Origin of the sequence: Arthrobacter sp. CDRTa11 (assembly GCF_026427775.1) — a bacterium.
Taxonomy (GTDB): Bacteria; Actinomycetota; Actinomycetes; order Actinomycetales; family Micrococcaceae; genus Arthrobacter.
Genome location: NZ_CP044532.1, coordinates 3,221,861 through 3,244,562 on the forward strand (window position 1 = coordinate 3,221,861; position 22,702 = coordinate 3,244,562).

Here is a 22,702-nt window from a genome sequence, read left to right on the forward strand (position 1 = left end):
CTAGTGTGACGGGCGGATGGTGGGCTGGCCGGGACAAGAGCCCAGGACCTGTTTCATCGCCTCTTTCTCCGCCTGCGTCACCCAAAGACCGTAGGCGGCCTTAACCGAAATCTGCCGGGCAACATAGTGGCAGCGGAAAGCCTTGTTCTTCGGCAGCCACGTGGCCGCGTCCCCCGCTCCTTTTTGCTGGTTGGCGGGCCCGTCTGCGGCGATGAGGTTCAGGGGATCGTTGGCGAGGCTCTGACGCTGCTGCATTGTCAGTTGCTGCGCGCCCTTCTGCCAGGCGTCGGCGAGTGCAACCACATGGTCGATCTGGACTTCCTTGCTGGACTCCGGTCCTCGCCGGAAGTGGGCCATTTCCCCCGTGTAGGGCTCATGGAAGGAGCCCGCGGCCACCCTGCAGGCTGATTCTTCGGTAAAGTCCACGGACGCCAGGTCCCGGCGCAGGATGTCGTTGCGGGTATCACAGCCGTTCCGGTCCACATCCAGCCAGGCCTGCCCGAACGCTTCCCGTTCGTAGTTGTTCTTCGCCGCCCGCCCTTTGACGGGCAACGCTTCCAACGCGGCAACCGCCGGGCCGGACGGTACCGGGTGGACCGGAGCCACGGGCTTCATCCATGTTGGGTCGAAAACGGGGGCCTCGCTGGGACCTCCAATGGCCGGTTCGGTGGCTGCGAACTGCCCCGCGGTGAAAAACCAGACGCCCGCAGCGACTGCCGAAACGGCCAGGACCAACAGCAGCGCCCACGCCTGCCGGGAGCGGCGGCGGGCACGGCGATAGGCAGACCAGCTGACTGTCATGGGCGGGGCGCCCCTCCGGAGATGCAGTGCACCAGAAGAGCCTAGGGCACCCCACTGACACCGGGCGTGTTATGCACAGTGTGGAGGGAAGGTGCCCGGTGCTGGAGCCAGGTTAATGTTCCCGGAGCTATTGTTCCCGGATCACCCGCCGGAGATCTTCCTCGGCCAGCTGCAGGAGACTTTCCAGCTGGCGCACCCGGTCCTCACCGATATCCCCCGAACTGTAGGCTGCGCGGGCCTGTTCAAGGAGGCGGACGGCTTCCTTGTGGTTTGCCTTTGCCACGTCCAGGGCATGCTCAAGCGTGGTCTCGTGCTGAAGGGTTGCGTCGTTGTCCATGCCACCAGTCTGGTCCCGTTTCCCGGCTGATTCCAGTGAACCAGCCGGGAAAATGTCGGGAACTGCCGGCGTTCGCCAGGCTAGACGGCGATAGCGGCCAGGGCTGCTGCGCTTTCCTTGGCGGGGAAGGCGGGCGGGTTGACCCCTGCCATCTCTTCCATGACGCGGACTACCTGGCAGCTGTAGCCGAACTCGTTGTCGTACCAGACGTAGAGGACCAAGTTTTTGTCGTTGGAGATCGTGGCCAGGCCATCAACGATGCCGGCGCGGCGGGAACCAACGAAGTCGGTGGAGACCACCTCGGGGGAATCGATGTAGTCGATCTGCTTGCGCAGCTCCGAGTGCAGCGACATCTCCCGAAGGTAGTCGTTGATTTCGTCCTTGGTGGTGCCCTTTTCCAGGCTGAGGTTCAGGATCGCCAGGGAGACGTCCGGCGTGGGAACCCGGATGGAGCTGCCCGTGAGCTTGCCCAGGAGTTCGGGCAGGGCCTTGGCCACTGCTTTGGCGGCACCGGTCTCCGTGATGACCATGTTCAGGGCGGCGGAACGGCCGCGGCGGTCACCCTTGTGGAAGTTATCGATCAGGTTCTGGTCATTTGTGAAGGAGTGGACGGTCTCCACATGGCCGTGGATGACGCCGAACTTGTCGTTGATGGCCTTCAGGACCGGGGTGATGGCGTTGGTGGTGCAGGAGGCTGCGGAGACGATCGTGTCCGAGTCCTGGATGGTGCCGTGGTTGATGCCGTGAACGATGTTCTTCAGATCGCCCTTGCCCGGAGCCGTGAGGAGGACGCGGGCCACTCCCTTGCTCTGCAGGTGCTGGGACAGGCCCTCGGCGTCACGCCAGCGTCCCGTGTTGTCCACCACCAGGGCGTCCTTGATGCCGTAGGCCGTGTAATCGATCGTGGCAGGGTTGTCCGAGTAAATGACCTGTACCTGGACACCGTTGGCGGTAATGGTGTTGGCGTCCTCATCCACGCGGATGGTTCCTTCAAAGGAACCATGCACAGAGTCGCGGCGCAGCAGGCTGGCGCGCTTGGACAGGTCCTTGTCTGAACCGCGGCGGACCACGATGGCGCGCAGGCGCAGGCCGTGCCCGCCGCCTGCCTTTTCGATCAGGAGGCGTGCCAGCAGGCGGCCGATGCGGCCGAAACCGTACAGGACGACGTCGGTGCTGGTGCGGTCGTCGCCGCCGCGCTTGCCAACAATCTCCGCCAGCTCGGCGCGGAGGAATTCCTCCAGGGTGGCGCCATTGGCCTCTGCCTTGAACTTCTGGTTGAGGCGGGCGATGTCAATGGCAGCAGCGCCGAGCTCAAGCCCGGCGAGGGTGTTGAGCAGCGGCGCGGTTTCCTCCAGCAGCAGCTCATCCTTGCTCATGCGGCGGGCGAAGCGGTGCGCCTTAAGGATGTTCATGGTGGACTTGTTGATCAGGCTGCGGCCGTGGATGCTGGTCACCACGTTATTCTCTCGGTACAGCCGGCCGATCACCGGAATCATGGCCTCAGCGAGGGCCTCCCGGCCCATCCATGTATCAAGACAAGAATCTGACGTCTGGCTCACAGAACTACCTTCCTCGGTTCAGCCGCATACGTCCTCGTAGGCGGTTGTCGCCACCTGATGATGTCCAGGGGCACCGGCACCGGCGGGATTCGGTCCACCCCTGGTGCCTGGGTCGTGTGCAAAGAAAAACCGCCGGCTGCGAACGCAACTCCGGCGGAGAACTTCTACGTCCGTGTTCCATTCTAGATTGGCGCGGGCTGCTCTGAAGGGCTTGTGTCGCGTGAAATCTCTCACATGGGCCTCATCCAGGCATGGCCGGAGGTGGCCAGCGGCCCGTAAAAAGCGGGCCGTACAAGCAGCCCTAAGTGGGTGGGTGGATGGGCTGACCGATACGCCGGGTTCTGTGCTCCCGTGCCGTTACCAGCGCGGGAGTAGCGGCCATCCATCTACGAACGCCGTTGCCGGCGCCCTCCAGCGGCCTACCCGGGCACTCGGGCGAGCAGCCCTCGAACGTGCCCTGTATGGCCTTGCTCCGGGTGGGGTTTACCTAGCCTTCCCGGTCACCCGGGAAGCTGGTGGTCTCTTACACCACCGTTTCACCCTTACCTGCCCTTCCCCGCCCAAAGACGGGGAAGGGCAGGCGGTCTGTTCTCTGTGGCACTGGCCTGCGGGTTACCCCGAGTGGGCGTTACCCACCACCCTGCTCTGCGGAGCCCGGACGTTCCTCGAGCCACTTGCGTGACGCGCGGCCGCCTGGTCAACCCATCCGACATCCATTCTACGTTGCAACACCGAACCCACCGGACGCAGGGCCGGGCCGGAGACCGTGCCGTTCCTCCCCCGGGCCGCCGGTAAGATCGAACGGTGCTGATTCTGCTTCCCCCCTCTGAAGGCAAGACCCCTGCAGCAGCCGGATCCGCCGTCGACTGGCCTTCGCTGAGCTTTCCCGTGTTGAACACGTACCGGGCGAAAGTCTTGGAAGCACTGGGAACGGTCAGCGCGCACGAGGACGCGCTCACGCTGCTGGGCGTGGGTGCTTCGCTGAGGGACGACGTCGACCGTAACACCCGGCTGCACGCCGAACCGGCGGCTCCTGCGCACCAGATCTATTCCGGGGTCCTTTATGACGCCCTGGGTTACCGGAGCCTGACGCCGGTGCAGCGCCGCAAGGCGGATGAATCGGTCCTGGTGGTTTCCGCCCTCTGGGGAGCCATCCGTTTTGCTGACCGGGTGCCCGCTTACCGGCTGTCGATGGGAACGTCACTGCCCGACGTCGGACGCCTCGCCACTTTCTGGAAACCGCAGCTTGCAGAGGCCCTCAAGCCGCTGACTGCGGGGCATCTGTTGGTGGACTGCCGTTCCAGCACCTATGCCGCTGCCTGGACCCCGCCGCCGGCCCAGACCGTAGCGGTCAACGTCTTTACTGAGGTTAATGGCGTGCGGAAAGTGGTCAGCCACTTCGCGAAACATACCCGCGGCGAGCTCGCCCGGCACCTCCTGGCAAGGCGCGGCAACACACCGCAGAACCCGGCGCAGCTGCTGAACGCGGCAAAGGAGAAGTGGGAAGCCGAACTGGTGGAGGGTTCAGCCAGGAAACCGCACGCGCTGAACATCATCCTGCCCAACTAGGTCGCGCTAAGTGTCGTTTTGAGGGTTCAAAACGACACTTAGCGCTACTTAGTTGGGGGTGTGGGTCAGTTCCATTCGGCGGAGCGGACCAGGATGCAGCCGGAGTCGGGGCAGAAGACAATGTCATCCTCAGCCGCTGCCTTGATTTCCGCGAGGTCGCCGGGGCTCAGCTTCATCCCGGATGCCTCCGAGGTTCCGTGGAACAGGCGGGCCGCGCCCACGCCGCGTTTAGCCAGCGTCTTTTCATACACCGCAAGCATTCCAGCGTCCAGGCCGGCAGCAAACTCGGCACGCTTGCCGCGGAGAACGGCGGCTTCGGCTTCCAATTCGGCCAGTTCCTGGTCCAGTTCGGCCCGGATGGCGCCGAACGAGCCCTGGATGTTGTCCACGATCAGCTGCTGGGCCGCCTGCTTGGCGCGCAGGGAATCAAGGCGTTCCATCACTTCAAGTTCGAGGTCCTCGAGGTCGGAGCGCCGCTTGTTGAGCGAGACAAGGTCCTTCTGCAGGGCCACCAGGTCCTTGGACAGCCCGGTGCCGCTGTTGAGCCGGGCCTCGTCGCGTTCAATGCGGGAGGCCACCTGTTCGACGTCGGCTTCTGCGCGCTTGAGTTCGGCTTCGGCGTCGTGGACAGCCATTTTTGCTGCGCCCAGTTCGCCGTTGGCTACTGAAAGGGCAGACTGCAGGTCCTCGATCCGCGGATCGGACTCAAGGGCACGGCGACGGTTGGACAAGGACTTCAGCCTGGCATCCAACCCCTGCAGTTCGAGCAACTTCAACTGTTCCGCCGGTGCTGCCTTAGCCACTAGTACCTCCGCTTGATCCCATCCGGCCGGAACCGGGCACCCTGCGGGCGCTTTATAGACTCTAGTCCCCGCCCGGAGTCAGAATGAAGTCCCAGGGGTCGCTGTTGGTGGTGCTTACCTGGATCTCCACGTCGTGGCCCTGGTCTGCCAGCACGTTGCCCAGTGCAGAGGCGGCAGCAGGCAGCCACAGCCATTCGCTGGCGAAGTGCGAGACGTCAATAAGATACGGCCGGTCGTTCACGGCTGCTTCCCTGGCTTCGGACGCGGGGTGATGCCTCAAGTCCGCCGTGACGTACACGTCCGCGTTGCTGGCGCGCACCTGGCTGAACAGCGAGTCTCCTGCCCCGCCGCACACCGCAACGCGGCGGACGAGGCCGTCTTTGTCGCCGGACACCCGGACTCCCCCGGCAACAGAGGGAAGGATGCCGAACACGCGCGCGGCGAAGTCCCCCAGACTCATGACATCGGCGAGGACTCCCACCCGCCCAATTCCTTCCTCAGGCAATCCATTGGCGGCTGAGGTCAGCGGGGCCACGTCCTCCAAACCGAGGGCGTCCGCCAGGACATCCGAGACGCCTCCGACGGCGGAATCACCATTGGTGTGGACGGTCAGCAGCGCGGTTCCAGTCTCAATAAGACGATGGATGGCTTTGCCTTTGGCGGTGGTGGCCGCCACTGACGTGACTCCCCTGAGCAGCAGCGGATGGTGGGTGATGAGCAGTTCAGCGCCCCACTCCACGGCTTCCTCTATGACCTCCAGGGTGGGGTCAACGGCGAACATCACCCGGGAGACCGGGGCTGACGGGTGCCCGGCTACGAGCCCCACTTCATCCCAGTCCTCGGCGAGCGACTCCGGCCAAAGTTCCTCCACCGCCAAGAGCAGCTGGCCCAGGGTGGGGGCATCAGTGGTGTCTTCGGCAGAAGCATCCCCGGCCGGGGCATCGGCATCGCGCTTCCCAGCGTCTGCAACACCGGTGTTTACAGGTTCCATAGACTCAGTTTTACCCCATCCGGCCCCCTGCCCAGCACGCGTCACAGTCTCGTAAGGTGGAGGGGGAATCATCCGGTGCTTCCAACCATTGAAGAGGTCATGAAAACTTTTGTACTTGGCGGGGGCTGCTTCTGGTGCCTCGACGCCGTTTACCAGAAAACCAAGGGCGTCAGTTCGGTTGTGTCCGGCTACACCGGCGGCCATGACCCGTGCCCGGACTACTACTCCGTCTGCAGCGGAACCACCGGGCATGCCGAGGTGGTTGCCGTGACTTTTGACGAAAGCGTCATTCCTGCCGAAGTCATCCTGGACATGTTCTTTGCGCTGCACGATCCCACCACGCTCAACCGCCAGGGATACGACGTCGGCACGCAGTACCGCTCGTCCATGTTCTACGAGACCACTGAGGAGAAGATCCTCTTCGAGGAAGCGATTGAACGGAACCAGGCGCTGTGGTCCAATCCGATCGTGACGGAGGTCAGCCGGCTCCCCCGCTTCCATGTGGCGGAGGATTTCCATCAGGACTACTACGGCAAGCACCCCGAGCAGGGCTACTGCCAGGTGATCATCAATCCAAAGCTCGCCAAGGCGAGGAAATATTACTCTGCATGGCTTAATGCTTAGCAGCGCTTGGGTCCCCTCGTTAGGCTGACCTCAGTATTCACTCTTCAGAGATAGGCATATGTACATGGCACGGATCTATGACGATGTAACGCAGCTTGTTGGCGGAACCCCCCTGGTCCGCCTGAACCGGCTGACCGAAGGGCTGGACGCCACCGTCGCCGTCAAGCTTGAGTTCTACAACCCTGCCAACAGCGTCAAGGACCGCATCGGCGTGGCCATCATTGACGCCGCCGAACAGTCGGGCGCCCTCAAGCCGGGCGGCACCATCGTGGAGGGCACGTCCGGCAACACCGGCATCGCCCTGGCCATGGTGGGCGCAGCCCGCGGCTACAAAGTCATCCTGACCATGCCTGAGACGATGTCCACCGAGCGCCGCGTTATGCTGCGCGCTTTTGGTGCCGAGATTGTCCTCACCCCTGGCTCCGAGGGCATGCGGGGCGCCGTGGAGAAGGCCCAGGAAATCGTGGCCAACACCGAGAACTCCATTTGGGCCCAGCAGTTCGCCAACGAGGCCAACCCCCGGATCCACCGCGAAACCACCGCAGAGGAAATCTGGAAGGACACGGACGGAAAGGTGGACATCTTTGTCTCCGGTGTGGGCACCGGCGGCACCATCACCGGCGTCGGACAGTTCCTGAAGGAGCGCAACCCGGACGTCCAGATTGTGGCTGTGGAACCCAAGGACTCCCCCATCCTGAACGGCGGAGCCCCTGGCCCGCACAAGATCCAGGGCCTGGGCGCCAACTTCATCCCCGAGCTGCTGGACACCAACATCTACGACGAGGTCCTGGACGCCACCCTGGAAGACTCCGTGGCAGTTGCCCGTGACCTCGGCATCCGCGAAGGCATCCTCGGCGGCATTTCCTCGGGCGCCATCGTCTGGGGCGCACTGGAACTGGCAAAGCGCCCGGAGAACGCGGGCAAGCTGATTGTGGCGATCGTTTGCGATTTCGGTGAGCGTTACATCTCCACCGTGCTCTATGACGACATCCGAGGCTGATCAGCCCGCCTTCCGCCCGTTTCCTGTAGAAAGAACTTTGTGGGCTTTATTGCAAGACTAAAAGAAGACCTCGACGCCGCCCGGTCCCACGACCCGGCGGCTCGAGGTTCTTTTGAGAACTTTTTCGCTTACTCCGGTTTGCACGCCATCTGGATCCACCGGCTGACGCATCGCCTCTGGCAAAACCCCGGCCTGCGCTTCCCGGCCCGGCTCGTTTCCCAGCTGGGCCGCTTCCTGACGGGTATCGAAATTCATCCGGGAGCCACCATCGGCCGGCGCTTCTTTATCGACCACGGCATGGGTGTCGTCATTGGAGAAACCGCCGAAATTGGTGAGGACGTCATGATTTACCATGGCGTCACCTTGGGTGGTCGTTCGCTGGCCAAGGTCAAAAGGCATCCCACGATCGAGGACCGCGTGACCATCGGCGCGGGTGCCAAGATTTTGGGCCCCATTACTATTGGCCGGGACAGCGCGGTGGGAGCCAACGCCGTTGTGGTGAAGGACGCCCCGCCCGAATCTATCGTTACCGGCGTTCCTGCCAAATGGCGCCACCGGGACGCGCAGCGGGAGACCAAACCCGCCGTGGACCCGGCTGAATACGAGATCGAATACCATCTCTGACGCTAGCGCGCCACCCGTTTCAGCACTGCCACGACCAGCGCGTCGTAAAGGCGGTCGGGCAGGAGCCGCCTGAGGCCCACAATGGCTCCGGCACCCCTGCCCACTGGATAACGCGTCCGCGGCCGGCCGGAAACCGCGGCACGCACCACCGCCTCCGCGATCACGTCCGGCCTCGTTGCCGTCCATGACTGGTCGGCCGATGCCAGGACGGCGGCAATATGCCGGGCCTGGGCGGCATACGGTCCCTCCGCGCTGCTGGCCAGCAGGCCCTCGGCGGAGATCCCTCCCCATTCTGTCTGGGTACTGGCTGGCTCGATGATGCACACCATGATGCCGTGGGGCTTCAGTTCGAGCCGCAGGGCATCGCTCATCCCCTCGACAGCAAATTTGGTGGCGTGGTACCACGCGCCAAGCGGTTCATAGAATTTACCGCCAATGGATGAGATGTTGATGATCCTGCCCCGTCCTGCTTTGCGCATGGCGGGCAGGACCAACTGGGTCATCCTGGCGAGTCCGAAGACGTTGACATCGAACTGGCGGCGTCCCTCCGCCAGGTCAACTTCTTCCAGCGCCCCGAACGAGCCGTATCCTGCATTATTGACCAGGACGTCGACGCGGCCGCGTTCTTCCAGCACACGAGCGACGACGGCGCGCATCGATTCGTCCTCCGTCACGTCGAGCGGCAGGACATGGATTCCGAGGGCCTTGAGCGGTTCCATACGATCCACCCGGCGGGCCCCCGCATAGACCGTGAAGCCGTGGCTGGCGAGCTTCCTGGCTGCTTCGAAGCCGATCCCGGTTGAGGCTCCGGTAACGATCGCTACTGGCTGGGCCATACTGGACTCCCTCGCTGGGCGGATACCTTTCCGCTGGAAACAGCAACGGCCGGCAGCTCCCAGAGTAGCGGGAACTGCCGGCCGGAGCTGTCTCAGTATTGCGCCGTGGCTCTAGCCGAAGCTAGTGCGTGTCTACTGCTTCAATCTCGGACTTGTCCTCGCCCCACAGGGTGTGGAACGTGCCCTCGGCGTCTACACGGCCGTAGGTGTGGGCCCCGAAGAGGTCCCGCTGGCCCTGGATCAGGGCGGCGGCGACGCGCTTGCGGCGCAGGCCGTCGTAGTACGCGAGCGAGGAGGAGAACACCGGCACCGGGATGCCCAGCTGTACTGCGGTGGCCACCACGCGGCGCCAGGCCGGCAGTGCCTCGGCGATGGCCTTGGTGAAGGCCGGCGCGAACAGCAGGTTAGCGGGCTTCTCGGCCGCGGCGTAAGCCTTGGTGATGTCCTTAAGCAGTTCAGCGCGGATGATGCAGCCTGCGCGCCACAGGGAGGCGATTTCGTCCAGCTTGAGGTCCCAGCCGTACTCCTTGGCGGAGGACGTCAGCATGTCCATGCCCTGCGCGTAGGAGACCAGCTTGGAGGCGTACAGTGCCTGGCGGACGTCTTCGACAAAGGTTTCCGGAACCTCGACGTTGATTTCCTCGCCGGCAAGCAGCTCCTGTCCGAGCCTGCGCTGCTCAGCCTGGGAAGAGAGGCCACGGGCAAAAACGGACTCCGCGATGCCGGAAACCGGGGAACCGAGTTCCAGGGCGGAGATGACCGTCCAGCGTCCGGTACCCTTCTGGCCTGCGGCGTCAACTACGACGTCGACGAAGGGCTTGCCGGTCTTGGCGTCAACGTGGCCCAGGACCTCAGCGGAGATCTCGATCAGGAAGGAGGACAGGTCGCCCTTGTTCCACTCGGTGAAGATCTTGGCCTGTTCGGCCGGCTCGATGCCGGCGCCTGAGCGCAGGAGGTCGAATGCCTCACCGATGACCTGCATGTCGGCGTATTCGATGCCGTTGTGGACCATCTTGACGAAGTGGCCGGCGCCATCGGTGCCCACCCAGGCACAGCAGGGCTCGCCGTCCACCTTGGCGGCGATCTTTTCGAGCAGCGGACCGAGTGCGTCGTAGGACTCCTTGGAGCCGCCGGGCATGATGGACGGTCCGTTCAAGGCGCCTTCTTCGCCACCGGAAACTCCGACGCCCACGAAGTGCAGGTCCTTCTTGGCCAGTGCGGCTTCGCGGCGACGGGTGTCCTCATAGTGGGAGTTGCCTGCGTCGATGATGATGTCGCCGGCTTCAAGGAGAGGCTCAAGCTGCTCAATCACAGAGTCAACCGGCTTGCCGGCCTTGACCATGATCAGCACGCGGCGGGGCTTCTCCAGGGAATTAACCAGTTCCTCAAGGGTTTCGGTCCGGACGAAGTCGCCGTCCGTGCCGTGCTTCTCGAGCAGTGCATCAGTCTTCTCTACCGACCTGTTGTGCAGGGCGACGGTGAAGCCGTTCCGGGCCAGGTTGCGGGCCAGGTTGGCCCCCATCACCGCAAGGCCGGTGACACCGATGTGTGCTGACATCAAAAACTCCAATTCATTTCCGTGCAATGGGATGTGCAGTCGGCCCCGCGTTGGGCGGCGGAGCGTAAGTTACGAACCAAGGGATCCGAATAAAGCATATATATTCAGAGCGTTTCAGAAAAGCCACGCCCACTTTGTGGAACGCCAGTGCCAGCAAGTGTAGGCCGCTGCCGGGAACAAAGCCCCGGCCTGGGCATGCGTGAGGCTCCGGGCCCGAAGGCGCATTAGGCTTATCTTCATGTCAAGCAGTCTCCACCACCGAGCCATAGAGAATCTTGGCACCCGGATCGTCGCCGGCGATCTTCCCACCGGCCACGTGATGCTGGCGGAACAGCTTGAAGAGGAACTTAAGGTCTCCCGCTCCGTGATCCGCGAGGCAGTGCGCGTGCTGCAGTCCCTGGGGCTGGTTGAGACCACCAAACGCGTGGGCATCCGGGTCCTGCCATCAAGCAGCTGGAACCCCTTTGATGCCCAGGTGATCCGATGGCGGCTCTCGAGCGATGCACGGGGAGCCCAGCTGCGGTCGCTGGCCGAGCTCCGCTCCGCCGTCGAGCCGGCCGCCGCTGAACTGGCCGCCCTTAATGCGCCCGAGCGCCTCCGCCGGGAGCTGGTGGATATCGCCCATGACATGCGCGATGCCGGCCTCGCCGGGGATGTTCCACGCTTCCTGGAACTCGACATCGCCTTCCACTCGGTCCTGCTGTCCGGATCCGGCAACGAGATGTTTGCCAACCTGATGGGCCAGGTGGCCGAGACGCTGACCGGCCGGACAGTTCATGGCCTCATGCCGGATCATCCACACGAGGCGGCACTGCAATGGCACGTGGACCTGGCGGAAGCCGTGGCCGCCGGCGACGCCGCCGCCGCCAGGGAAGCCTCGCAAAGGATCATGCGCCGGACCATGACACGGATGTCTGGAACCTGGACTGATCAGCCCCGGGTGTTCATCCCGGTCCGTCGCCCCACTTAACGTAAACAAATGTGTTCAGTATTTTAGCCGCCATTCAGTATGATGAACACATGACGCTTACGACAACCGTCGCAGTCGCCGTCCCGCTCGAAGCAGAGCTGGTGGACCGCATCCGCGCCGTAGACCCTTCCATCACCGTCCTCTACGATCCGGAGCTCCTGCCGCCGGAACGCTTCCCGGCAGACCACTCCGGGGATCCAGGCTTCAAGCGCACTCCTGAGCAGGAGGAACGCTACTGGGCCATGCTCAACCAGGCGCAGGTGCTGTACGGCCTGCCCAACGAAAGCCCTGCGGGCCTGGCGCGGATTGCCCGCGAGAACCCACAGCTGCAGTGGGTACACGCCATGGCCGCGGGTGCCGGCGGCGCCGTCAAGGCATCGGGCCTGGACCAGGAAACCCTGCAGAAGTTCAAGGTGACCACATCGGCCGGCGTCCACGCCTTGCCCCTTGCTGAGTTTGCCGCACTGGGAATCCTCAATGGCTTCAAGCGCAGCGCGGAACTGGCCCAGGATCAGTCCGCAAAAGTGTGGCCGGAGCTGCGCACGCCCACGCGGCTGGTGAATGGTTCCACGCTGGTGGTGACAGGCCTCGGCGAAATTGGCCTTGAGACGGCGCGGATTGCCCGCGCACTGGGCATGAAGGTCAGCGGCACCAAACGCAGTGTGGAGACGATCGAGGGAATTGAGCAGGTGGCCGGCAATGATGGCCTCGCCGGGCTGCTTTCCTCTGCCGACGCCGTCGTTAATACACTGCCCGGCACGGAGTTTACGGAAGGCCTCTTTAACAGGGAGGTCTTTGCCGCCATGAAGCCCGGGACGGTCTTTGTCAACGTCGGCCGCGGCACAGTAGTGGAGGAGGCCGCCCTGCTGGAAGCGCTGGACAACGGCCAGGTTTCCTATGCGTGCCTGGACGTTTTCGCCGTTGAGCCGCTCCCCCAGGACAGCCCGCTGTGGAACCATCCCAAGGTCATGGTCTCTCCCCACACCTCCGCACTCAGCGCAGCCGAGAACCGCCTGATCGCAGAACGCTTCTGCGGCAACCTGAGGACTTTCCTCGACGGCGGCGACCTTCCCCACCTCGTAGATACTGTTCACTTCTACTAGCAGCCCGCCTGCACCCTAGTGGGATAGAGCGCGATAGAGCCCTCTACAGAGAGCCCCGGCCAGGTTTCCGGAAACAGGAACCCGGGCCGGGGCCTTTGCTGTGCCCACTTTTCAGTGCAGGCAAAAGGCGGCCTCCCGGATTCCCGGGAGGCCGCCTTCAGGGAAGGAGCTACGGCTATCGTGCATCCTCCACGAGGACAAGGTCGCGGCCATTGGTCTCTGGAGTAAAGAACGTGGTGGCGAAGGAGATCGACGCCAAGACCAGGGAGTACAGCGCCGGCACCAGCCACGAGTGGTTGGTGGCAGCCAGCAGGGCAACGCCGATCATCGGCGCGAAGCCGCCGGCGAGAACCGCCGAGAGTTCGCGGCTCAGGGCCACGCCCGTGAACCGGTGCTGCGAGCCAAAGAGTTCAGGCAACAGGGCGCACTGCGGGCCGAGCATCGACTGCACGCCCAGGGCGATACCCACCACCATGACGGCCCACACCAGCGTGACGTTGCCCAGCGTGACCAGGTAGAACGCCGGGAGTGCAATGATGGCCTGGAAAAGTGCGCCATAGCGGTAGACAGGAACCCGCCCAAACCGGTCGGACAAGGCACCGAACGTGACAACCATGACGGCTGCGCATCCGGCAGCAATCAGCAGGCCTGTGGGGCCAATGAACTTGTCGCCCGGAAAGATGCCGGCCGGCAGGCTGATAAAGGAGACCAGGAGCGCGGAGTAGATCGAGGAGTTTCCGTTCTCGCCCATCCGCAGGCCGATGCCGATGAGCACGTTCTTCTTGGAGTGCTTCCAGATCTGGCCTACCGGGTTCTTGACCACGGCCTTGTGCTTCTCGAGCTCCTGGAAGACCGGAGTCTCCTTGAGCCGGAGCCGGATAAAGACGGCGATGACGATCAGGATGACGCTGGCCAGGAAGGGTACCCGCCAGAGCCAGCCCTGCAGGACTTCCTTGTCGGCAAGTGCCATCAGGGCGAAGGTTCCCGCCCCGAGCAGGGTGCCGAGCTGGATGCCAACAAAAGGCAGGGCGGCAAAGAAACCACGACGACGGCGCGGGGCCACTTCGGAGATCAGGGTGGTGGCGCCTGCCTGCTCAGCACCGGCGCCCAGCCCCTGGAGGATGCGCAAGGCGACCAGCAGTACGGCGCCGAGCATCCCGGCCTGCTCAAAGGTGGGCAGGAGGCCGATGGCAAAACTTGCCATTCCCATCAGGCCGATGGTGAGGATCAGCACCATCTTCCGGCCGAAGCGGTCTCCGATGTAGCCGAACACCACGCCACCGAACGGCCTGGCGGCAAAGCCCACACCGTAGGTGGCGAAGGAAGCAATAACAGCGCCGCTTTCACCCAAAGGCGAAAAGAAAAGCGGTCCAAAGATGAGAGCTGACGCCAGGCCGTAGATATAGAAGTCGTAGTACTCAAGCGCGGAGCCTACCGAGCTGGCAAGAGTTGCCCTTCGCAGCTGCTCCGGTTCGACGACGGCGCCGTCCAGGTCAGCCTGCGGTGATTTAGTACGAGTTGTCACAAAGAACTCCCTCAAACACTCCCAGGCCCCCGTTGGCCTGGTGGGATAGCAACGACACCTGTTGTGTGGATCACTATGTTGAACAGCGTACAGCAAGTTGAACAGGGTGCAAGGAAAATATTTTTAGACTGCCCGCCTGTTACATGGCGAAGCGCAGTGTCAGCCCATGGGATTGCCCAACGAACGGGCCAGTTCCTTGAGCTCCTTGACCATGCTGGCGCCCTGCTCGTCGGAATAGGTTGCCTTGAGCGCCGTGACGGAGAGCCCGAGGCTTGGTCCGTGCGCCCCGTGGGTGGGCACGGCTACTGCCAAACACACCACGCCGGTGGTGGATTCCTCGTCCTCAAAGGCATAGCCCTGTTCACGGATGGTCTGCAGCTGCGCTTTGAGTTCCGCACCTGTGCGCAGTGACTTGGGCGTCAGTACAGGAAGCTCGGCATCGTCAGGAAACAGGGCTTCAATATCGTGCTCGTGGAGGCGCGCAATCAGGACCTTGCCCACGGCACACAGCGATACCGGCATCTTGTCCCCGATGTTGGACGTCAGCCGAACGGCGGGATGGCCCTCGTACCGCGCCAGGTAGATGACGTTGGTTCCGTCAAGCATGGCTATCCTGACGGTTTCTCCGGAGAGCGTGGGAGCCTGTTCACAATAGCGGTAGAACTCCTGCACCTCATCGAGCCTGCTGAGATAGGCAGCACCAAGCTCCACGAGTTTGCGGCCCAACGTGAAGTCAGCTCCCTGGCGGTTGATCAGGCGGGCCTCTTCCAGTGCCAGGAGAAGATTTGAGGTGGATGATTTCGGGATGCCCAGCTCCCTGGCAAGATCGCTCAGCGTCAGGCTCCCGGTGGGAGAGGCCGCAAGGGCCTCCAGCACGGCCGCCGCACGTGTGACTGCCGGCGCCGGTGAGGTGCTGCCCAATCCCTCGGAGGTGCGGGTGGTACGGGAATCGGCCATGATTCTCCTTCGTCGGCATCATTGCTGGGTTGCTTGTTCATTCAGCTGAACAGTAACCATCCTAATGGCTCAGCCGAGGTTCCGCTCGGGGATCAGGTGGGAAATCGGCGCAACATCTACGCAACATCACCGACATGATCCGAAGAAGTTTTTTGTTTCCGGAAGTTCACGGTATATTCATTTCAGACCCTCCACCGCGGCATCCCCCAATAGTCGCGGTGGAGGGTTTTCCAATGCCCGGACGACCCAGCCGCAATCGGACCAGGCAGGTCCGGACAATGTGGGAATGCCGGGCCATCAGGCGGCATCAGCAATCGACTCCCTCAGCAACCAGCCGCCGCCCAAACCATCGCGTTCGAGCAGCATGGTGGTCAGAGCCGAGCTCTCATTGGTTCCCAGCCGAACCTGCAACTGCAGGACCTCCACGTCCATCCGGCTGAGCCCCCTGGGCATGCGGCGTTGGCCCTCCCACCAGCTGACGCGTTCAAACCATCTGACTGGTTCGGCACCTACTGTCCACTCCCTGCCGCCGGCAACCACCGTCGTCGGATTTCCCTTCACGCTTCTTACGAGCACATGTTCCATGGGGAAAGAGTAGGGGCGGGCACCGACAACCAGAATTGCGGCCGCCAGGAGCCCTAACCGGGACGGAAGCGTCGGGGTCCGGGTCCGTCCGGGACGCAAAAAACCCCGCTGCTTCAGGCCAATAACCTGGAACAGCGGGGTTTCGTTTGGTGGGTCCTACCGGGATCGAACCGATGACATCCACGGTGTAAACGTGGCGCTCTACCAGCTGAGCTAAAGACCCAAAACCGTTGTTTTACGCGTCTCCGCGCTTCAACCAACGAACATAGACTCTACCTGACCTTCATGGCCAAACGCCAATCGGCGGCAGGTTGGGCAGGGTTTACAGCGAGGCAGAGGTTTACGGCCAGGAGGGGTTTACAGCGGGGGCAGCTCGGCCGCAAGCCAGGTCAGTGATTCGCTGACCCCGGCAACAAGTTTGATCGTGGCCAACTCATCCCCGCGGGTTGGCCCCCGGTTGATAATGACCACCGGCTTCCCGCTCTTTGAGGCGTGCCGGACAAACCTCAGTCCACTCATCACGGAGAGGGACGATCCCGCCACCAACAGGGCGCCGGCCTCGTCCACCATGGAGTAGGACCGCTCCACCCGTCCCTTGGGGACGTTCTCGCCGAAATACACAAAATCCGGCTTGAGGGTTCCGCCGCAGGCCGGGCAGACGGCTATCACAAAGCTGCTGATCAGCGCCTGGTCATCGATCGTCGCGTCTGCATCGGGAGCCATCTCGACGAGGCCTGATTCGGTGGCCTTCTCCAGGAAGCCCGGGTTGAGCTCCTCCAGCACCGCGGCAAGTAGGCGCCGTGAATACTTGCGCCCGCAGTCCAGGCACACCACCTGGTCATAGCGCCCATGCAGGTCCACCACGTTGAAGCTGCCGGCATCCTCGTGCAGCCTGTCCACATTCTGCGTAATCAGGCCGGTGAGAAGTCCGCGCCGCTCCATTTCCGCAGCTGCATGATGTCCCTGGTTGGGATCTGCATGCCGCAGGTGGGACCAGCCGATGTGGTTCCGGGCCCAATAACGCTGCCGGTTGGCGGCGTCCCTTATGAACTCCTGGTACGTCATGGGCGAGCGCACGGGCGCGCCGGGGCCCCGGTAGTCCGGGATCCCTGAATCAGTGCTCAGGCCCGCACCGGTGAGCAGCGCCAGCCGCTTTCCGGCCAGAAGTTCGCGGATGCTGCCAAGGACCCGAACGTCATCCTGTGACAGGGCGGGGGGCTGCAGGACCGGCATACTGGCGAAGCCTGTCAGGCCGATCCCGCGCCGCTGCTGATCCATTGGAAATCAGGCCTGGGCCAGGCCCGCCAAAGCATCCCTGTACTCGGCCAGCTCACGTGCCTGGCCGCGGGGATTAACTACCACATACCGGACGATTCCGGCCGGGTCGATGATAAACGTCCCGCGCCGCGCCATTCCGCTCTGGTGATCAAAGACGCCATAGGCAGTGGCCACGGCCCCGTGCGGCCAGAAGTCTGCCAGCAGGTCGAAGCCGTACCCTTCCTTCTCGGCATAGGCCCTCAGACTGAACTTACTGTCCACCGAGATGGCGAGGACTACGGCATTGCTGTCCTCGAACGAGGCCAGGTTGTCCCTGATTTCACACAGTTCACCCGTGCAGATGCCGGAAAACGCGAAAGGGTAAAACACCAGCACCACGTTTTGCCCCCGGAACGATGACAGCCTGACAGGCTCACCGAACTGGTTGGGAAGCTCAAAGTCGGGTGCGGACGCACCGATCGCGGGGACGTTTGCCAGGAGGGCATCCGTCCCGGCAAGGGATGCTGTCACTTGTTCTTCCGGAGCACCAACCGCGTTGCGCTCCAATCCTTGGAGACACCCGCCGAGGTGGTGACGTGAAGACCGGCAGTCGGGGCTGCGTCCTGGATGTCCGCCGGCGACACGTAGCCTGGCCGTCCGGATTTTGGCGTGAGGACCCAAATGACGCCGCCCTCCCTCAGGGTGGTCAGGGGTTCCACGAGCGTATCCACGAGGTCACCGTCGTCGGCCCGCCACCAGAGAACGGCGGCGTCTACGACGTCGTGGTCGTCCTCATCAAGGAGTTCGGATCCGGTGAGATCCTCAATATCGTCACGTAAGTCGAAATCGACGTCATCGTCGTAACCGAACTCCTGAATCAGATCCCCATTTTTGAAACCCAATTTTTCCGCCACATTTACCGAAGTGGCGGCGTCGGCCTCGCTCACGTGTTCCTCCAATGCCTAATACATGCAGTGCGCATAGTGATGTCCATTACTCCAAGCCAACACCCTTTGTGCCTGCGCTTCAAGCTGCCTGCCCCGTGATCCGCCATATTCTGCGTCACATCCGGCACGGACAACCCGCATCGCAGCGGCTTTTCGTCACACAACCAGTATGACGGCGAAATACAACAGGGGCGCCAAGGACGCGGCTACGCATCGCCGCGCGGTCAGAGTTAGAGTGACTCATGACGACTATGCCTGCGGGGCGACCGCCCTGGAACTTCAGGCAGACATAGACGTGATAGGACCCTGCCCGGCGCACATGACCGGGCTGTTGTAACCGATACGTCGCACACGTCGCATTTACGCCGGACAGCCACCCTGCCCGGCCTGAGGCGCCGATGCATGCGCGCAAAGAGAGGTTGGACGTGGCTGCAGGAGAAGATACCTCCCATATCCTCAGTGGGTTGACTAACCAGCTGCCTGATCGTGATCCGGAAGAGACCGCCGAATGGGTTGAGTCCCTGGATTCACTGATCAGGGAACAGGGCACCGAGCGTGCCCAATACATCATGCGGAGCCTGTTGCAGCGCGCCGGCGCGCAGAGCGTCGGGGTGCCGATGGTGACCACCACGGACTACGTGAACACCATCCCGGTTGATCAGGAAGCCGAATTCCCGGGCAACGAGGAGTTCGAGCGCCGCTACCGGGCGTACATGCGCTGGAACGCGGCCGTGATGGTGCACCGGTCCCAGCGCCCGAACATCGGAGTGGGCGGGCACATCTCCACCTACGCCGGCGCCGCCACACTGTATGAGGTGGGCTTCAACCACTTCTTCCGTGGCAAGGACCACCCCGGCGGCGGCGACCAGGTCTTCTTCCAGGGCCACGCCTCCCCCGGCATGTACGCCCGTGCATTCATGGAAGGACGCCTGTCCGAGGAAGACCTGGACGGGTTCCGGCAGGAAAAGTCCCGGGAGGGCCATGCCCTGTCCTCCTACCCGCACCCGCGGCTGATGCCGCACTTCTGGGAATTCCCCACCGTGTCCATGGGCATCGGGCCCATGAACGCCATTTACCAGGCCCAGTCCAACCGATACCTGCATAACCGGGGCCTGAAAGATACCTCGGACCAGCAAGTCTGGGCCTTCCTGGGCGACGGCGAAATGGACGAGCCCGAATCCCGCGGCCTGCTGCAGCTCGCCGCGAATGAAAACCTCGATAACCTCAACTTCGTGATCAACTGCAACCTCCAGCGCCTTGATGGCCCGGTTCGCGGCAACGGCAAGATCATGCAGGAACTGGAGGCGTTCTTCCGCGGCGCGGGCTGGAACGTCATCAAGGTGGTCTGGGGCCGGGAGTGGGATGACCTGCTCACCAAGGACACCGACGGCTCGCTGGTGAAGATCATGAACGAAACGCCCGACGGCGACTACCAGACGTTCAAGGCCGAATCGGGCGGCTTCGTCCGCGAGCACTTCTTCGGCAGGACTCCCCGGACCAAGGACATGGTCGCAGACCTGACGGACGACCAGATCTGGAACCTCAAGCGCGGCGGCCACGATTACCGCAAGGTCTACGCCGCATACAAGGCAGCCACCGAGTTCAAGGGCAAGCCAACGGTAATCCTGGCCAAAACGGTCAAGGGCTACGGGCTGGGTCCCCACTTCGAGGGCCGCAACGCCACGCACCAGATGAAGAAGCTGACGCTGGATGACCTGAAGAAGTTCCGCGACCACCTGCGGATCCCGGTCACCGACGAACAGCTGGAGAAGGACCCGTACCAGCCGCCGTACTACCACCCGGGTACTGATGCGCCGGAGATCCAGTACATGATGGAACGCCGCGCAGCCCTTGGCGGGGCCGTGCCGGAACGCCGTTCCAAGCATGCCGACATCGCTTTGCCCGACGCGAGCACGTACGAAGTTGCCAAGCGCGGTTCCGGCAAACAGCAGGCCGCCACCACCATGGCATTCGTCCGGCTGCTCAAGGACCTGATGCGGGATAAGAACTTCGGCAAGCACATCGCGCCGATCATTCCCGATGAGGCCCGGACCTTTGGCATGGACGCGTTCTTCCCCACGGCCAAGATCTACAACCCCAAGGGCCAGAATTACCTGTCCGTGGACCGGGACCTTGTCCTGGCGTACAAGGAATCCGCACAGGGACAGCTGATCCACCCGGGCATCAACGAAGCCGGGGCCGTGGCAGCATTCACCGCCGCAGGCACAGCGTACGCAACCCATGGCGTACCGCTGATTCCGGTGTACGTGTTCTATTCCATGTTCGGCTTCCAGCGCACCGGTGATGCCTTCTGGGCAGCCGCGGACCAGATGACCCGTGGGTTCATTATCGGCGCCACCGCAGGACGGACCACCCTCACCGGCGAAGGACTGCAGCACGCCGACGGGCACTCCCCCCTGCTCGCGTCAACGAACCCGGCCGTTGTCACCTACGACCCCGCGTACGGGTACGAAATGGGCCACATCATCCGCGACGGCATCGAGCGGATGTACGGACCGGACTCGACGGACCGGAACCTGATGTACTACATCACCGTCTACAACGAGCCCATCAGCCAGCCTGCCGAACCGGACGAGCTGGACGTAGAAGGTGTCCTGAAGGGCATCTACCTGCTGGCACCGGCAAAGATCGACGGCCCGCGGACCCAGATCCTGGCCTCCGGCGTCTCCGTCCCCTGGGCCATCGAGGCCCAGCGGCTCCTCGCCGATGACTGGGGCGTCTCAGCCGACGTCTGGTCCGTCACGTCCTGGAACGAACTGCGCCGCGACGCCATGGCTGCCGAGGAAGAAGCCTTCCTCAACCCCGGCCAGCCCGGACGCGTCCCATTCGTCACCCAGCAGCTGGCAGGCGCCACCGGACCCATCGTGGCTGTTTCGGACTACATGAAGGCCATTCCGGACCAGATCCGCCAGTTCCTGCCGAACGAGTTCGCTTCGCTCGGAGCTGACGGGTTCGGGTTCTCGGACACCCGCGCCGCAGCGCGACGCTTCTTCAAGAACGACATCCACTCCATCGTGGTCCGTTCCCTCGAGATGCTCGCACGCCGTGGTGAGGTGGACGCCCAGGCGCCGATCAAGGCCATCGAAAAGTACCGGCTGCACAACGTGAATGCCGGTTCCACCGGCAACGCCGGCGGCGAGTCGTAACGCCGGTCCCGGCAACGACTCCCTGACACAAACCGACGACGGCGGCCCCTTCCGAAAGGCGGGGCCGCCGCCGTCGTTTCTTCCGTCCGTTCATCAGGCGATGCCCCGATAAGGCCTGTTGTAGCCTTTGCACAAAATGGAGCTTGCACAGCAGGCACCGTATGCTCGAAGGATGCCAGAGCCAACCACCCCGTCTGGGAAGCGCAAGCCGTCCTCGCGCAGCATGACACCGGAGAAATCCGAAACCCTGAAAAAGCTGCGGGCGAGCGTGGGCCAACTGTCCACCACCACCCTGCGCCAGCTGGAAAAATCACTGCCGTGGTACAGCCGGCTGAGCTCCGATGAGCGCTCTGCCCTGGGCATGGTGGCTCAGAATGGCATCGCTGCCTTTGTCACCTGGTATGAGCGCCCCAGCTCGCCGTCGTGGATCCTGACAGATGTCTTCGGCACTGCTCCCACAGAGTTGACCCGCTCCATTAGCCTGCAGAAAGCCCTCCAGCTGATCCGGATTGTTGTCGAGGTGGTTGAGGACCAGGTTCCTGTGATCGCCCCTGAGGCCGACCAGCCTTCGCTCCGCGAGGCCGTACTGCGCTACTCCAGGGAAGTGGCCTTCGCCGCGGCCGATGTCTACGCGAGGGCTGCAGAATCCCGTGGATCATGGGACACGAGGCTTGAAGCACTCATCGTCGATGCCATCCTGCGCGGGGAAAACACCGACGCGCTGCGTTCCAGGATCGCCGCCCTCGGCTGGAAGGCCCAGGAACGGTTCACCGTTATGGTGGGAAATTCGCCGTCAGAGCCCAGCGCGAGCTACGTCAGCGAGCTGCGGCGCATCGCCGGGCGCTATGCCGAGGATGCGCTGGTGGGGATTCAGGGTGACCGTCTGATCCTGATCCTCGGCGGCGTCCAGGACCGTGAAACTGCGTACCTGAAGCTCAGCGAGATGTTCGCCCCCGGTCCCGTGGTCTACGGACCGGAGGCGGGGTCGTTGCTGGAAGCCAGCGGATCAGCGCAGTCCGCTTTTGCCGGACTGACAGCCGCCCGGGCCTGGCCGTCGGCTCCCCGGCCGGTGGCAGCGGACGACCTGCTGCCGGAGCGCGTCATCTCCGGTGATGAGGCTGCCCGCCGTTCCCTGGTCAAGAACATCTACCGCCCGCTCGTCGCAGCCTCCAACGGGCTCGTGGAAACGCTGGGTACCTACTTGGAGCTGGGGCACTCCCTCGAGGCAACCGCGCGCGAACTTTTCGTCCATGCCAACACCGTCAGGTACCGCCTGAAGCGCGTTTGTGACGTCACGGGCTGGGATCCGCTCCTTCCGCGCGAGGCGTTTGTGCTGCAGGCAGCGCTGGTTGTGGGGCGCCTTTCGGCACCCCCGAAGGCTCCCGTGGAGCGTCATCCGGCGCGGAATCAGAGCTGACTCGTTGTAGACTTCCTACAACCTGACCCCCTGAGCTTGGTGTAGAGAAACACCGCTGGATCACACTGTCAT

21 protein-coding genes, 1 tRNA gene and 1 other RNA gene are annotated in these 22,702 nt (G+C 63.3%); 8 read left to right on the forward strand and 15 right to left on the reverse strand.

The window, feature by feature from the left end:
• The 4 genes from F8G81_RS14495 to rnpB all read right to left on the reverse strand — a co-directional run bounded on the left by F8G81_RS14495 (position 1) and on the right by rnpB (position 3,402).
• Positions 1 to 801, reverse strand: coding sequence for an HNH endonuclease family protein (locus F8G81_RS14495; RefSeq protein ID WP_267275407.1), 801 nt, complete (start codon positions 799 to 801; stop codon positions 1 to 3).
• A gap of 127 nt (positions 802 to 928) precedes the next feature.
• Positions 929 to 1,138 (reverse strand): hypothetical protein, encoded by a 210-nt coding sequence (locus tag F8G81_RS14500; RefSeq protein WP_267275408.1) that lies wholly within the window; start codon positions 1,136 to 1,138, stop codon positions 929 to 931.
• Between the two features lie 80 nt (positions 1,139 to 1,218).
• Positions 1,219 to 2,661 (reverse strand): glyceraldehyde-3-phosphate dehydrogenase, encoded by a 1,443-nt coding sequence (locus F8G81_RS14505; protein ID WP_267279235.1) that lies wholly within the window; start codon positions 2,659 to 2,661, stop codon positions 1,219 to 1,221.
• Between the two features lie 350 nt (positions 2,662 to 3,011).
• Positions 3,012 to 3,402, reverse strand: an RNA gene (gene rnpB, locus F8G81_RS14510) — RNase P RNA component class A.
• Between the two features lie 99 nt (positions 3,403 to 3,501).
• Here rnpB and F8G81_RS14515 point away from each other — a divergent pair.
• Entirely contained in the window at positions 3,502 to 4,266 is a 765-nt protein-coding gene (locus F8G81_RS14515) for a YaaA family protein (RefSeq protein WP_267275409.1), read from the forward strand.
• A 65-nt stretch (positions 4,267 to 4,331) separates the two neighbouring features.
• On the opposite strand, the gene F8G81_RS14520 is transcribed toward F8G81_RS14515, so the two are convergent.
• Entirely contained in the window at positions 4,332 to 5,069 is a 738-nt protein-coding gene (locus tag F8G81_RS14520) for a zinc ribbon domain-containing protein (protein WP_267275410.1), read from the reverse strand.
• Between the two features lie 61 nt (positions 5,070 to 5,130).
• A complete protein-coding gene (locus tag F8G81_RS14525; RefSeq protein ID WP_267275411.1) occupies positions 5,131 to 6,060 on the reverse strand; it encodes a Nif3-like dinuclear metal center hexameric protein in 930 nt (309 codons plus the stop codon).
• Positions 6,061 to 6,159: 99 nt separating this feature from the next.
• On the opposite strand from F8G81_RS14525, the gene msrA reads away from it, so the two are divergent.
• The 3 genes from msrA (at position 6,160) to epsC (ending at position 8,308) form a co-directional block, all read left to right on the forward strand.
• On the forward strand, positions 6,160 to 6,684 hold the full coding sequence (msrA, locus tag F8G81_RS14530; RefSeq protein WP_267275412.1) for a peptide-methionine (S)-S-oxide reductase MsrA: 525 nt from the start codon (positions 6,160 to 6,162) through the stop codon (positions 6,682 to 6,684).
• Between the two features lie 64 nt (positions 6,685 to 6,748).
• Complete coding sequence (gene cysK, locus F8G81_RS14535; RefSeq protein WP_267275413.1) at positions 6,749 to 7,684, forward strand: cysteine synthase A; 936 nt, start codon at positions 6,749 to 6,751, stop codon at positions 7,682 to 7,684.
• A gap of 39 nt (positions 7,685 to 7,723) precedes the next feature.
• The gene (epsC, locus tag F8G81_RS14540; protein WP_267275414.1) at positions 7,724 to 8,308 is read left to right on the forward strand and encodes a serine O-acetyltransferase EpsC; all 585 of its coding nucleotides are present in this window, start codon (positions 7,724 to 7,726) and stop codon (positions 8,306 to 8,308) included.
• A gap of 2 nt (positions 8,309 to 8,310) precedes the next feature.
• Here the strand turns inward: epsC and F8G81_RS14545 are convergent, their stop codons facing one another.
• The gene (locus F8G81_RS14545; RefSeq protein ID WP_267275415.1) at positions 8,311 to 9,144 is read right to left on the reverse strand and encodes an oxidoreductase; all 834 of its coding nucleotides are present in this window, start codon (positions 9,142 to 9,144) and stop codon (positions 8,311 to 8,313) included.
• 121 nt (positions 9,145 to 9,265) lie between these two features.
• Entirely contained in the window at positions 9,266 to 10,702 is a 1,437-nt protein-coding gene (gene gndA / locus F8G81_RS14550; RefSeq protein WP_267275416.1) for an NADP-dependent phosphogluconate dehydrogenase, read from the reverse strand.
• Between the two features lie 238 nt (positions 10,703 to 10,940).
• Between gndA and F8G81_RS14555 the strand changes: the two genes are divergently transcribed.
• Together F8G81_RS14555 and F8G81_RS14560 are read left to right on the forward strand one after the other, a co-directional pair.
• Positions 10,941 to 11,672, forward strand: a complete 732-nt coding sequence (locus tag F8G81_RS14555) for a FadR/GntR family transcriptional regulator (protein ID WP_267275417.1) — start codon at positions 10,941 to 10,943, stop codon at positions 11,670 to 11,672.
• 50 nt (positions 11,673 to 11,722) lie between these two features.
• Positions 11,723 to 12,775: a D-2-hydroxyacid dehydrogenase gene (locus tag F8G81_RS14560; RefSeq protein WP_267275418.1), complete on the forward strand. Its 1,053-nt coding sequence runs from the start codon at positions 11,723 to 11,725 to the stop codon at positions 12,773 to 12,775.
• Between the two features lie 175 nt (positions 12,776 to 12,950).
• Here the strand turns inward: F8G81_RS14560 and F8G81_RS14565 are convergent, their stop codons facing one another.
• From F8G81_RS14565 to F8G81_RS14595, 7 genes are all read right to left on the reverse strand, one after another.
• On the reverse strand, positions 12,951 to 14,300 hold the full coding sequence (locus tag F8G81_RS14565) for an MFS transporter (RefSeq protein ID WP_267275419.1): 1,350 nt from the start codon (positions 14,298 to 14,300) through the stop codon (positions 12,951 to 12,953).
• Positions 14,301 to 14,459: 159 nt separating this feature from the next.
• Entirely contained in the window at positions 14,460 to 15,257 is a 798-nt protein-coding gene (locus F8G81_RS14570) for an IclR family transcriptional regulator (RefSeq protein ID WP_267275420.1), read from the reverse strand.
• A gap of 297 nt (positions 15,258 to 15,554) precedes the next feature.
• Positions 15,555 to 15,842 (reverse strand): hypothetical protein, encoded by a 288-nt coding sequence (locus F8G81_RS14575; RefSeq protein WP_267275421.1) that lies wholly within the window; start codon positions 15,840 to 15,842, stop codon positions 15,555 to 15,557.
• Positions 15,843 to 15,989: 147 nt separating this feature from the next.
• Positions 15,990 to 16,065: transfer RNA gene (locus F8G81_RS14580), tRNA-Val, on the reverse strand.
• Between the two features lie 134 nt (positions 16,066 to 16,199).
• A complete protein-coding gene (locus F8G81_RS14585) occupies positions 16,200 to 17,120 on the reverse strand; it encodes an NAD-dependent protein deacetylase (protein WP_267275422.1) in 921 nt (306 codons plus the stop codon).
• Positions 17,121 to 17,126: 6 nt separating this feature from the next.
• Positions 17,127 to 17,630 carry a peroxiredoxin gene (locus tag F8G81_RS14590; RefSeq protein ID WP_416377055.1) on the reverse strand — a complete coding sequence of 168 codons (504 nt, stop codon included), beginning with the start codon at positions 17,628 to 17,630 and terminating at the stop codon, positions 17,127 to 17,129.
• Complete coding sequence (locus tag F8G81_RS14595) at positions 17,627 to 18,046, reverse strand: DUF3052 domain-containing protein (RefSeq protein ID WP_267275423.1); 420 nt, start codon at positions 18,044 to 18,046, stop codon at positions 17,627 to 17,629. The genes F8G81_RS14590 and F8G81_RS14595 overlap by 4 nt, the downstream gene beginning before the upstream one ends.
• 398 nt (positions 18,047 to 18,444) lie before the next feature.
• Between F8G81_RS14595 and aceE the strand changes: the two genes are divergently transcribed.
• Positions 18,445 to 21,213: a pyruvate dehydrogenase (acetyl-transferring), homodimeric type gene (gene aceE / locus F8G81_RS14600; RefSeq protein ID WP_267275424.1), complete on the forward strand. Its 2,769-nt coding sequence runs from the start codon at positions 18,445 to 18,447 to the stop codon at positions 21,211 to 21,213.
• Between the two features lie 172 nt (positions 21,214 to 21,385).
• Positions 21,386 to 22,630, forward strand: a complete 1,245-nt coding sequence (locus F8G81_RS14605) for a PucR family transcriptional regulator (protein ID WP_267275425.1) — start codon at positions 21,386 to 21,388, stop codon at positions 22,628 to 22,630.
• The last annotated feature ends 72 nt before the right edge of the window (positions 22,631 to 22,702 follow it).